The sequence below is a fragment of the Pseudomonas nabeulensis genome (assembly GCF_004682045.1).
Classification (GTDB): Bacteria; Pseudomonadota; Gammaproteobacteria; order Pseudomonadales; family Pseudomonadaceae; genus Aquipseudomonas; species Aquipseudomonas nabeulensis.
The window spans coordinates 65,823-77,768 of the sequence record NZ_QUZT01000027.1 but is presented as its reverse complement, the minus strand read 5'-3'; the positions used below and the strand labels follow the sequence as shown (position 1 = coordinate 77,768).

At 60.5% G+C, this 11,946-nt stretch carries 14 protein-coding genes; 10 read left to right on the top strand and 4 right to left on the bottom strand.

Annotated features, from left to right (window positions below; all coding sequences use genetic code 11):
- The 5 genes from DYL61_RS15760 to DYL61_RS15740 all read left to right on the top strand — a co-directional run.
- Positions 1–847, top strand: an 847-nt coding sequence (locus DYL61_RS15760) for a ribonucleotide-diphosphate reductase subunit beta (RefSeq protein WP_135309080.1), incomplete at its 5' end; no start/stop codon positions are given.
- 157 nt (positions 848–1,004) lie between these two features.
- Positions 1,005–1,493, top strand: a complete 489-nt coding sequence (locus DYL61_RS15755) for a DUF1289 domain-containing protein (RefSeq protein ID WP_135309079.1) — start codon at positions 1,005–1,007, stop codon at positions 1,491–1,493.
- 50 nt (positions 1,494–1,543) lie between these two features.
- Positions 1,544–2,458 (top strand): class I SAM-dependent methyltransferase, encoded by a 915-nt coding sequence (locus tag DYL61_RS15750; RefSeq protein ID WP_135309078.1) that lies wholly within the window; start codon positions 1,544–1,546, stop codon positions 2,456–2,458.
- Between the two features lie 149 nt (positions 2,459–2,607).
- Positions 2,608–3,324 (top strand): phosphatidylcholine synthase, encoded by a 717-nt coding sequence (gene pcsA / locus DYL61_RS15745; RefSeq protein ID WP_135309077.1) that lies wholly within the window; start codon positions 2,608–2,610, stop codon positions 3,322–3,324.
- A gap of 210 nt (positions 3,325–3,534) precedes the next feature.
- Positions 3,535–4,314, top strand: a complete 780-nt coding sequence (locus DYL61_RS15740) for a TSUP family transporter (protein WP_135309076.1) — start codon at positions 3,535–3,537, stop codon at positions 4,312–4,314.
- Here the strand turns inward: DYL61_RS15740 and nudC are convergent.
- Positions 4,282–5,115 carry an NAD(+) diphosphatase gene (gene nudC, locus DYL61_RS15735; RefSeq protein WP_135309075.1) on the bottom strand — a complete coding sequence of 278 codons (834 nt, stop codon included), beginning with the start codon at positions 5,113–5,115 and terminating at the stop codon, positions 4,282–4,284. The genes DYL61_RS15740 and nudC overlap by 33 nt on opposite strands.
- A gap of 5 nt (positions 5,116–5,120) precedes the next feature.
- Positions 5,121–5,933: a crotonase/enoyl-CoA hydratase family protein gene (locus DYL61_RS15730; RefSeq protein ID WP_135309074.1), complete on the bottom strand. Its 813-nt coding sequence runs from the start codon at positions 5,931–5,933 to the stop codon at positions 5,121–5,123.
- Positions 5,934–6,126: 193 nt separating this feature from the next.
- On the opposite strand from DYL61_RS15730, the gene DYL61_RS15725 reads away from it, so the two are divergent.
- From DYL61_RS15725 to DYL61_RS15710, 4 genes are all read left to right on the top strand, one after another.
- On the top strand, positions 6,127–7,383 hold the full coding sequence (locus tag DYL61_RS15725; RefSeq protein ID WP_135309073.1) for a chloride channel protein: 1,257 nt from the start codon (positions 6,127–6,129) through the stop codon (positions 7,381–7,383).
- 74 nt (positions 7,384–7,457) lie between these two features.
- Positions 7,458–8,012, top strand: coding sequence for a UPF0149 family protein (locus DYL61_RS15720; protein ID WP_135309072.1), 555 nt, complete (start codon positions 7,458–7,460; stop codon positions 8,010–8,012).
- A gap of 91 nt (positions 8,013–8,103) precedes the next feature.
- Positions 8,104–9,360 (top strand): 3-phosphoshikimate 1-carboxyvinyltransferase, encoded by a 1,257-nt coding sequence (locus tag DYL61_RS15715; protein WP_135309071.1) that lies wholly within the window; start codon positions 8,104–8,106, stop codon positions 9,358–9,360.
- Positions 9,361–9,392: 32 nt separating this feature from the next.
- Positions 9,393–9,782 (top strand): hypothetical protein, encoded by a 390-nt coding sequence (locus DYL61_RS15710; protein ID WP_135309070.1) that lies wholly within the window; start codon positions 9,393–9,395, stop codon positions 9,780–9,782.
- Here the strand turns inward: DYL61_RS15710 and DYL61_RS15705 are convergent.
- Positions 9,758–10,369: an NAD(P)H-dependent oxidoreductase gene (locus DYL61_RS15705; RefSeq protein WP_135309069.1), complete on the bottom strand. Its 612-nt coding sequence runs from the start codon at positions 10,367–10,369 to the stop codon at positions 9,758–9,760. The two genes, DYL61_RS15710 and DYL61_RS15705, sit on opposite strands and share 25 nt — an antisense overlap.
- Before the next feature lie 69 nt (positions 10,370–10,438).
- On the opposite strand from DYL61_RS15705, the gene DYL61_RS15700 reads away from it, so the two are divergent.
- Complete coding sequence (locus DYL61_RS15700) at positions 10,439–11,032, top strand: TetR/AcrR family transcriptional regulator (RefSeq protein ID WP_135309068.1); 594 nt, start codon at positions 10,439–10,441, stop codon at positions 11,030–11,032.
- Between the two features lie 232 nt (positions 11,033–11,264).
- Here the strand turns inward: DYL61_RS15700 and DYL61_RS15695 are convergent, their stop codons facing one another.
- Positions 11,265–11,927 (bottom strand): GNAT family N-acetyltransferase, encoded by a 663-nt coding sequence (locus tag DYL61_RS15695; protein ID WP_135309067.1) that lies wholly within the window; start codon positions 11,925–11,927, stop codon positions 11,265–11,267.
- Between the last annotated feature and the right edge of the window lie 19 nt (positions 11,928–11,946).

Here is an 11,946-nt window from a genome sequence, read left to right as displayed (position 1 = left end):
GGAAGGCCTGACCGACGACGAGCGTCGCATCGTCATGCGCAACCTGGGCTTCTTCTCCACGGCTGACTCGTTGGTCGCGAACAACCTGGTGCTGGCCGTGTACCGCCTGATCACCAACCCGGAGTGCCGCCAGTACATCCTGCGCCAGGCCTTCGAAGAAGCGATCCACACCCACGCCTACCAGTACTGCATCGAATCCCTGGCCATGGATGAAGGCGAAATCTTCAACATGTACCACGAGATTCCATCGGTCGCTAAAAAGGCCGCCTGGGGCTTGAAGTACACCCGCTCGATCTCCGATCCGAAGTTCGAAACCGGCACCGTCGAGACCGACAAGGAGCTGCTGCGCAACCTGGTCGCCTACTACTGCGTACTGGAAGGCATCTTCTTCTACTGCGGTTTCACCCAGATTTTGTCCATGGGCCGTCGCAACAAAATGACCGGCGTGGCCGAGCAGTTCCAGTACATCCTGCGCGATGAGTCGATGCACCTGAACTTCGGTATCGACGTGATCAACCAGATCAAAATCGAAAACCCACATTTGTGGGATGCCGAGATGAAGGAAGAAGCGACCCAGATGATCCTGCAAGGGACGCAGCTGGAGATTGAATATGCGCGGGATACCATGCCTCGCGGCGTGTTGGGCATGAACGCGGCGATGATGGAAGACTATTTGAAGTTCATCGCGAATCGTCGTTTGTCGCAGATTGGGTTGAAGGAAGAGTATCCGGGGACGACGAATCCGTTCCCTTGGATGAGTGAGATCATGGACTTGAAGAAAGAGAAGAATTTCTTTGAGACCCGTGTGATCGAGTACCAGACCGGCGGCGCGCTGAGCTGGGATTGATCAACAGGGGCCGTTGAGTGCTTCTGTAGTGAGCGGGCTTGTCCCGCGCTGGGTGGCAGAGCCGCCCTAAAACCAGACACCTCGGTATTCCAGACACACCGCGACGCCCCAATTGGGGCGGCTTCGCCACCCAGCGCGGGACAAGCCCGCTCACTACATGCCCAATCAAACCATCAAAACCCCCTGCGTCGGCCTGTGCTCCACCGTCTATGGCGACCTGGTCTGCCGAGGCTGCAAGCGCTATCACCACGAAGTGATCCAGTGGAACGGCTACAACGCCGAGGAGAAACAAGCGGTGTGGCTGCGCCTGGAGCAATTGCTGGTACAAGTGATGGCCAGCAAGTTGGAAGTGTTTGATACCGACCTCCTGCGCCAGCAACTGGAAAGCCGCAAGATCCGTTTCATGCCGCACCAATCACCGTATTGCTGGGCCTACCAGTTGATCGCTCGGGGTGCCCGGGTGATCTCCAGGCTGGATGCCTACGGGCTGGCACTGTTGCCGGAGTTTCGCGAGCGGCGTCTGGCGGACTTGCGCGACGCCATCGACCGCGAGTTTTTCCTGCTGTCGGAGGCGCATTACGAGCGCTACATTGCGCCGGGGTTCATTCGCGAAAGCTTTGGTGAGCCGTTGATCGCTGCGTTCTAATCACTTAATTGTGTTTAAAATGCCGCCCGCTCAATGACCGACGCTAAACGATGACCCCAGACGCACTCTCCATCCTGCACAGCCACTTGCTTACCGCCCTGGCCACACCGCCTGACGAAACCCGCCGTTTGTTCCACGGCCGTGGCCGCTGCTGGCCGGGCCTGGAGCAGTTGACGGTGGATTGGCTGCAAGGCGTGCTGTTGGTGTCATTGTTCAAGGAGCCGGAGCCGGCGCAGTTGGAAGCCCTCAAACATCTGTTGCACAGCCAATTCAGCACCCACACCATCGCCCTGCAACACCGCTACCTGCCACAAAGCACCACCGAATGGCTCGCCGGTAACCCAGTCGACGAGCTGACCATCACCGAAGGCGGCCTGCGTTACCTGATCGACCTGGGTAAAAAACAGAACAGCGGGCTGTTCCTCGACATGCGCTACGGCCGCAACTGGGTGCGCGAACAGGCCGAAGGCCAACGCGTGCTCAACCTGTTTGCCTACACCTGCGGCTTTTCCGTGGCCGCCATCGAAGGCGGTGCCGACCATGTGGTCAACCTCGACATGGCCCGTGGCGCCCTGAGCCGTGGTCGCGACAACCATCGCCTGAACGGTCACGACCTGAGCATGGTCACCTTCCTCGGCCACGACCTGTTCAAGTCCTGGGCCAAGGTCACCCACAGCGGCCCCTATGACCTGGTGATCATCGACCCGCCCTCGTTCCAAAAAGGCAGCTTCCTGTTGACCAAGGACTACCAACGCGTCCTGCGGCGCCTGCCGGATTTGCTCACGGCAAACGGCACGGTACTGGCCTGCATGAACGACCCGGCCTTCGGCGAAGACTTCCTGATCGACGGCGTAACCCGCGAAGCACCGGGCCTGCGCTTTGTCGAACGCCTGGAAAACCCGCCGGAATTCCCGGATATCGACCGACAAAGCGGCTTGAAAGCACTGGTGTTCCGCCAGGGCTGATGCCGAAACGTCCTACGCTTGCTACGCTAAGTGATACACCGGGGTGGTGAACCTTATCCCCCCCTTCCCGGTCGATACCTGCATTCCCCGGCCAGACTCGACGGCGTCACGCTGTCGGCTGCCCCGTTTCACCTTTTGGAGAACCGCCTGTGATATCGACCCTGCATGTAGCCAGACTCAAAGCCTGGGGCGCCCACGGCTTTACCGCTACCGGTGTGGTACTGGCCTTTTTGGCCACCCTGGCGCTGTTGGAAAACTCGCCTAAAGCCTGTCTGCTATGGCTGGGATTGGCGCTGGTGGTCGATGGCGTCGATGGTTCACTGGCCCGACGGGTCAATGTCAGTACCGTGCTGCCGAGCTTTGATGGCTCGGTGCTGGACCTGGTGATCGACTACCTCACCTACGTGTTCATCCCGGCGCTGTTTATCTACCGCTATATCGACCTGCCCGACTTCACCCACTTGTTCACGGTGTCGGTGATCCTGGTGTCATCGCTGTTCTGCTTCTGCAACGTCAACATGAAGAGCAAAGACAACTACTTTGTCGGCTTCCCGGCGGCGTGGAACGTGGTGGCACTCTGCGTGTATATCATCCAGCCTGAAGCCTGGGTCACATTGTTGACCGTGATCGGCTTGGCGCTGCTGACCGTCACGCCGATGAAGTTTTTGCACCCGTTCCGCGTGAAGCGGTTTATGCCGATCAATATCGCAGTGACCACGATCTGGTTGTTGTGCAGTTTCCTGATGGTGGTGGATTATCCGAATACCAACCCGTGGACGTTTGGGTTGTGGTCGGTGATGTCGGCGTACTTTTTGGGGATTTGTATTTGGCGTACTGCGCTGGAGTGGTTGGAAACACACAAATAACCCAGTGAACACAAATCAAATGTGGGAGGGGGCTTGCCCCCGATGAGGGAGTGTCAGCTGACTAATTTGTAGCTGACACACTGCAATCGGGGGCAAGCCCCCTCCCACATTTTGACCTCTATACATTTGGATCTGTGTACAGCAGGCGGTTAAGATGCAGGCCTTCAGTGCAGCCCTTTCGCTGCACCCAGCCAAAAATAAGCCCTGCCCATGCCCTTCGAACTCAGCGTTGACCTCACCACCCTCGCCATCCTGGCGTTTGTCGCCTTTATCGCCGGTTTCATTGACGCCATCGCCGGCGGCGGCGGGTTGCTCACCACGCCCGCCCTGCTCACCGCCGGCATGCCGCCACATCTGGTGCTGGGCACCAACAAGCTCAGTTCCACCTTCGGCTCCGCCACTGCCAGCTTTACCTTCTATCGCCGCAAACTGTTCCACCCGCGCCAGTGGGTGCATGCCATCGTCGGCACCTTGATCGGCGCGCTGACGGGCGCGGTGGTCGCCCACTACCTGCCCGCCGAAACCCTGAACAAAATGCTCCCGGTGATCGTGTTCGGCTGCGGCCTGTACCTGTTGTTTGGCGGCACGCCCAAAGCGCCGCTGGATGCAGATGCGCCGATCAAGAAGAAATGGCAATCCACCCAAGGCTTTGGCCTGGGGTTCTACGATGGTGTGGCTGGCCCCGGCACCGGTGCCTTTTGGACCGTCAGCACGATGTTGATGTACCCCATCGACCTGGTGAAGGCCAGCGGCGTGGCGCGCAGCATGAATTTCGTCAGCAACGCGGCAGCGCTGTCGGTGTTTATCTTCAACGGCACGGTGGACTGGATCGTCGGCCTGACCATGGGTATTTGCGTGATGTTCGGTGCATTCTTTGGCGCACGCAGCGCAATCAGCGGCGGCGCCAAATTCATTCGCCCGGTGTTTATCACCGTGGTCCTGGGCCTGACCGTGCGCCTAGCCTGGCAGCACTGGTTCAGCGTGGCCTAAACGACGGGCCAGGTAGAGGTCGATCAGGTAACGCGCAATCGAACGTGACGCCGGCAACGGCGGCAGGTCGTGCACATTGAACCACTGCGCGTCTTCGATCTCATCGGCCTGGGGCACGATATCGCCACCGGCGTATTCCGCGTGAAAGCCCAGCATCATCGAGTGCGGAAACGGCCAGCATTGGCTGCCCATGTACTGGATGTTCTTCACCTCGAGCTGCACTTCCTCACGAACCTCGCGGATCAGGCAGTCCTCAGCCGACTCCCCCGGCTCGGCAAACCCCGCCAGGGTGCTGTAGACCCCTGTCACAAAACGCGGCGAACGCGCCAGCAGGATCTCGTCACCACGGGTCACCAGCACAATCATGCTCGGCGAAATCCGTGGGTAGCTGCGCAGGTCGCAGGCCTGGCAATACATCGCCCGCTCCCGTGGGACCTGTACCATGGCCTGGCCACAGCTACCACAAAAGCGGTGTTCACGCGCCCAAGTGCCAATCTGCGCGGCATAGCCCAACACTTTGTACAGGGTGTGATCGCCTTGCAGCATAAAGGCCCGCAAGCCTTGCCAACTGCAATCCGGTACTTCGGCCGGCGCGTTCAGCTCCAGCAGGTACACCGGCTCGCCGTCGAGATGGCCGATGCCGTGTTCGGCGAATACCGACAGGTCCTGGCGCTTGAGCCATTCCCGGGGGAACAGCGGGCCATTGGTGTCATGCAAAAAGCCGTCGCGGCTACGGGCGACGGCCCAGCCGCCGGGGGTGTCGTTGTCGAGCAGCGTTGTGGTAATCCAGCCTGGGGTCATGTCAGTCAATCCACGAATTCGGGTTTCTGCTTACTCATATGGGCCGCGATGGCCACACGCAGGTCGTTGGATTGCAACATAGCCGAGTTCCAGGTGGCAACGTATTCCAGACCATCCTTGACTGTATGGTCACGCATATAGCTGATCATGGCCTTGGTGCCGGTGACCGCAATCGGCGATTTGGCGGCGATTTCATGGGCGATGTCCAGCACACCGGCCAGCAGGCTCTCCTGATCGGCGTACACACGATTGACCAAACCGATGCTGCGCGCTTCTTCGGCACCGAACTGGCGACCGGTGTAGGCCAGCTCACGCAGCATGCCGTCGCCGATGATGTGCGGCAGGCGTTGCAGGGTGCCGACGTCGGCGGCCATGCCGATGTCGATTTCCTTGATCGAGAACTGCGCACCTTCGGCGGCATAGCGCATGTCGCAGGCGCTGATCAGGTCGATGGCGCCACCGATGCAATAGCCCTGGATCGCCGCCAGTACCGGTTTGCGGCAATTGTCCACGGCGTTGAACGAGGCTTGCAGTTCAAGGATCTTGCGCCGCAGCAGGCGTGCGTTGCGGCCCGCGTCCTTACCAAACTCGTTGGCCACCGAAGCCAGCATCATCAAATCGATACCCGAAGAAAAATGCTTGCCGGCGCCACTGAGCACCACGGCACGCACTGCGTCGGTGTCTTCGACCCACTGGAAAATATCGATGATCTCGGTCCAGAACGCAGCGTTCATCGCGTTGATCTTTTCCGGGCGGTTGATCTGCACATGGGCAACGTTGCCAATGAGTTCGACGACGAAAGCGTGGTATTCGGACATGGCAGTGATCCCTGACTGGCGAGTGATAAGGCCCGAACTATAACAAGGGTGCGCCACGGCGCATCGGCCAAAAACGGGACTGGCAAAGGTAATGCAATGTTGTGGATACGGCGGTTCATGCAGCGCCATTACATTTCATCCGGGAAGCACGATTTATCGGCTATACAATCAGGGTCATTGCCTGGAGCCCGCTATGCCGACCCCGTTTCGCTCATCCTTGATTCTTGCCGTGGTGGTCGTGCTCACCGGTATTGGCGCCGGTCTCGGTGGGATGCTGCTCGCGCTGTTGCTGCATGGTATCCAGCACTTGGCCTATGGCTACAGCCTTGACAGCCTGGTCAGCCATCAAAGCTTTTTATGGGGCGTGACCGCCGCCTCGCCGCAACGCCGCTTGCTGGTCCTGGTGGTGTGCGGGTTGGTCGCGGGGCTGGGCTGGTGGACGATTTATCGCTATGGCCGCCCCCTGGTCAGCATCAAGCAAGCCGTCTCGGACAAGATGCCGATCATGCCGCCCAAGACCACCCTCGCCCACGCCGTGCTGCAGATCATCACCGTGGCCCTGGGCTCGCCCCTTGGCCGTGAAGTGGCGCCACGGGAAGTCGGGGCGTTGGCGGCCTCGTGGCTGTCTCAACGTGCACGGCTGGAGCCGCCCATGCATCGCTTGATCGTTGCCTGTGGCGCCGGAGCCGGGCTGGCGGCGGTGTACAACATGCCGCTGGGTGGCGCGGTGTTTGTGCTGGAAGTGCTGGTGGGGGCGTTCAGTTGGCCGGCAGCGGTGATTGCGTTGGCCACCTCGGCGATTGGCGCATCGGTGGCGTGGATCGGGCTGGGTGCCGAGTCGCAATACGTCGTGCCGCAGTTTGTGTTGAGCCCGACGCTGATCACCTGGGCCGTGGTGTGTGGGCCGGTGTTTGGCTTGGCGGCCTACGGCTTCACTCGCCTCACCGGCAAGGCACGGGCGAATGCTGCCAGGGGTTGGCGCCTACCGGTATTGTCGTTGATCAACTTCACGATCATCGGCGGGCTGGCAATGCTGTTGCCGCAGATCCTCGGCAACGGCAAAGGCCCGGCGCAACTGGGTTTCGACAATGAGTTGAGCATTGGCCTGGCCGCGTTGTTATTGCTGGTCAAGGTGCTGATCACCACCAGCAGCCTGCGCGCCGGCGCCGAGGGTGGGTTGTTGACGCCTGGGCTGGCCAATGGCGCGTTGCTGGCGATTATCCTCGGTGGCGCCTGGAGCCTGCTGTGGCCAGGGGTGCCCCTGGGCGCGTTTGCGATCATCGGCGCGGCGGCGTTTTTGGCGTCCAGCATGAGCATGCCACTGACGGCGATTGTGCTGGTGGCGGAATTCACGCGCATCGAGCATGACTTCCTGGTGCCGATCATCCTCGCCGTGGTGGGCTCGATGTGCGTGAGCAAGCTGTGCCAACGCTGGGAAAACGCTGGATAAAACCCCTCGCACACGCCATCCTTTGCGCTTTAAGCCGCCTCGTCTGCGGCGCTCGACGTTTAAAGGATATGCCCATGCACGCCCAACCCCTCACCCCGGCCGAATTCGAGGTTATCGAAGACACCCTGCTTAAGTACGGCGATGACCATTCGGTGTTGAACGTGGCCGAGCTTGACGGTTATTTCACGGCCTTGGTGTCCAGCCCAGTCCAGGTAGATGTGGCCGAGTGGTTCCCGGCGATCTGGGGTGGGCAGAACCCGGAGTGGGAGAACATGGACGAGGCACAGACCTTTTTGGAACTGTGCGTGCGCTACATCAACACCCTGGCTGAGCAACTGGCCACCGATGGCGCTGGCTTCAAGGCACGGTTCGATGAAACCGAACACCAGGGCCAGCACGTGACCCTCGCTGAGGAATGGTGCTTTGGCTATATCCGTGGCGCCGCCATCGGCAACTGGCCCGAGTTGCCAGCGGTACAAGCCACCGAGCTGGAGAAAATCTCCTGGTGCGCCGAGCAGGACAACTTCGAACTGCCGGCCGACCTGGACGTGGCCGCACACCAGCAACGCGTCAGCCAGATTGAACCCGCCGCACGGGCGCTGCACGATTACTGGCTGAGCCAGCGCTAAACCTCGACAAGCACCGCCGGTTTGGCCGATTATTCGGGTCCGCCCGTCGGCCACTCCGTACCACCTTGCCTTGAATCAGGAGCCTTGTACCTTGAGTTCGCAGAAAACCGTGACCGTTACACCGCCCAATTTCCCCCTCAATGGCAAGGTCGCGCCCCCCGGCTCCAAATCCATTACCAACCGCGCGCTGCTGCTGGCGGCCCTGGCCAAGGGCACCAGCCGCCTGAGCGGTGCGCTTAAAAGCGATGACACCCGCCATATGTCGGTGGCCCTGCGCCAAATGGGCGTGACCATCGACGAGCCCGACGACACCACCTTCGTGGTGACCGGCTCCGGTAAACTGCAACTGCCCACGCAGCCGCTGTTCCTCGGCAATGCCGGCACCGCCATGCGCTTTCTCACCGCAGCGGTTGCGACCGTTGAAGGCAGCGTGGTGCTGACCGGCGACGACTACATGCAAAAACGCCCGATTGGCCCACTGCTGGCCGCCCTCGGCCAGAACGGTATCCAGGTCGACAGCCCGACCGGTTGCCCACCAGTCACCGTGCACGGCACGGGCAAGGTCCAGGCAAAACGTTTCGAGATCGATGGCGGCCTGTCCAGCCAGTACGTCTCTGCCTTGCTGATGCTCGCCGCCTGCGGCGAAGCTCCGATTGAAGTGGCGCTGACTGGCAAGGACATTGGCGCTCGCGGTTATGTCGACCTGACCCTGGACTGCATGCGCGCCTTCGGTGCCCAAGTGGAAGAAGTCAACGACACCACCTGGCGTGTGGCCCCCACCGGCTACACCGCCCACGACTACCTGATCGAGCCGGACGCTTCCGCCGCCACCTACCTGTGGGCCGCCGAAGTGCTGACCGGTGGCCGTATCGACATCGGCGTCGCTGCGCAGGACTTCACCCAGCCAGACGCCAAGGCCCAGGCCGTGATCGCCCAGTTCCCGCACATGCAGGCCACGGTGGTCGGCTCGCAGATGCAGGACGCCATTCCAACGCTGGCGGTACTCGCCGCCTTCAACAACACCCCGGTGCGCTTTACCGAACTGGCCAACCTGCGGGTCAAGGAATGTGATCGCGTGCAGGCGCTGCATGACGGCCTGAATGAAATCCGCCCGGGCCTGGCGACCATCGAAGGCGACGACCTGCTGGTGGCCAGCGATCCTGCGCTGGCCGGCACCTCATGCAATGCCCTGATCGACACCCACGCCGACCACCGCATCGCCATGTGCTTTGCCCTGGCCGGTTTGAAAGTCGCAGGCATCCGCATTCAGGACCCGGACTGCGTGGCCAAGACCTATCCTGAATACTGGAAGGCCCTGGGCAGTCTTGGGGTGCAACTGAGCTACTGAGGGAACAGCGTCGGAATGGGGAGGCACAGCACATGACTATTCGCCAACCCTGCCCACCCGGCGCCTGTGTCTGCGAGCGTGAACAATTGCTGGAAACGCCCGGCGCCGACCAGCGCATCCTCCAGCTCACGCGCCAGGAAGAAAAGAAGCTGATCGACCGCCTGGAAGACCTCAAGAGCCTGCAAGACCTGGAACGCATGCAACAGCTGATGTACCAGCAATTGGGCATCCGCGTGCATGTTGCACCGGGGCACACTGAAGTCAAGAGCATGCGCGGGATTCAGATCGTGATCGACGACTTACCGGGCCTGTGTCGCAAGACCCGGCAGTCCATTCCGGCCGCGATTCGCCGGGGCATGGAGAAACGGCCGGAGATTGCGTACCGCTTGCTGGATGCTCACGACCTGTTTCGCGACGGCTGAGCGTCAGCCGCGAACAAAGCTTGGCCCACCGCCTTCGCCTTCTTCAAATGCACTTGCGCCTGATCACTCTCCGAGTCCAGTAATAACTCGGACGTCACCACCTGCGCGCCACAGTAATCAAAGATTCCATAGTCGATTTGCGTGCGCATGGCCTTGGCATAGCCGTGTCGGTCGAACGCGCTGTCATCCGCTGCACCGAGCGCCAGCAAATGCACGTTCAAGTGGCGCAGCTTTTTGACCACTGACGTATCAGGGCCGTAGTCGATTGCCCAACCGTTGATAAATACGCGATCAATCCAGCCCTTGAGCAGGCCCGGCATCGACCACCAATAGATCGGAAATACCAGCACCAGGGCATCGGCGCGGTCGATGCGTGCTTGCTCGGCCAACACATCGGCTGGCGGCTGGGCACGGGTACGGTGTACCAAATGGTCAGCTGCGGTGTAGCGCGGGTCGAAGCCTTCGGCGGCAAGGTCAGCGACCTCATAGGTGTGGCCGGCCTCGACAAGGCCGGCGGCAGTTTGCAAGGCGATGCTATGGGTGAGGGATTGCGGGTCGTGATGAGCAACAACGATTAAAGCGTGCATGACATTGACTCCCTTTCGGTTTACGCTGGGCTTAAGTTACCTTTGGTAAGTTACTTTTGGTATATAAGCATGTCAAGCAATGAGTCCCCTGCCCCACGTCGTCGGCTATCCCGTGAAGATCGGCTGCGTCAATTGTTGGAGGTGGCCTGGCAATTGGTGCGCGATGAAGGCACTGAAGCGCTGACGCTGGGCCGTCTGGCGGAAATGGCGGGCGTGACCAAGCCGGTGGTCTACGACCACTTCGTCACGCGTGCCGGACTGTTGACTGCGCTGTATAAAGATTTTGATGGGCGCCAGAACCAGGTGTTTTCCGATGCCATCGACGCCAGCAATGCGACGCTGGAAGACCGGGCATGGGTGATTGCGTCGTCCTATGTCGACTGCGTGTTGTTACAGGGCCGGGAAATTCCAGGGGTGATCGCCGCACTGAGCAGCTCGCCGGAGTTGGAAATCCTCAAACGCCAGTACGAGGCAATCTTCCTGGAAAAATGCCGCGATGCGTTGTCAGCGTTTGGTCGAATATCCCAGGCGGGATTACGCGCGATGCTCGGTGCTGCGGAGGCCCTGTCCCATGCGGCGGCCAGCGCAGAGATCAGCCGAGAAGAGGCACAGCAGGAACTGTTGGCGACGATCCTGGGGATGGTCACTCGTGGCCGGAATTAAATGATCCAAATGTGGGAGGGTTTGCCCTAATGCCAGTCAGTTAACAGGTCGGAAGGATAAAAAGTAACCTGTGGCGAGGGAGCTTGCTCCCGCTGGACTGCGTAGCAGTCCCAGTCTTTTAAAACAAAGAGCTGGGGCCGCTTCGCGGCCCAACGGGAGCAAGCTCCCTCGCCACAGGTACAGTGTTTGCGTTAACTGACTGGCGTTAGGGCTTGCCTCACTCACCACAATGTCAACGCTGCAGGAACATCTGGACCTTGCGGGTCAGTTGATCAAGATGGCGGTCGCGTTGCTTCTCCGCGTCCACCATCGCCCGCTTGCCATGCTTTTGCAGCAGGTAGGTATGAATCTGCTGCACTTCCAGCGAGCGATAGATCGGCGCCACATCCAGCACCGCCATCAGCCCGTCGGTGCCGTAGCTGCGTGTGTTCATCAACACCTGCGTCCCCCGCGCGCCCCGCACCTGGAAGCCCAGGGATTCAAAGGCGGCAACCTTCTCCACCGCACACGCCAATTCCGCGTGGGGGTAGCGTCCAAGCACGTCCTGCATCATCCGTCGCGCCACACCTTGGCGACGATAACCCGCCTGCACCGCCATAAACGCAATACCACAGGCGTCGGGGTCATCCTTCACCGGCAGGCACAGCACAAAACCGATGACCTTTTCAGCTTCCGTCGCCACGACCAACTCGACGGTGATGCCTTTCGCACCATTGAGCGCCTCAAGGTACAGGTGCACCTCAAAACCAATGGCGTACTGGTAGATGTTGTACAGCAGGTTACTCGGCGGCAGTGCGATGCTGCTGATGTCGGTGAGGTTGTCCACCACCATTTGCAGGATCTGGGCGTTGATGGGCTCGGGGCACGGTGTGGTGTAGCGGGTAAGGCTGAACATGCAAATTCCTGGGGTTTCG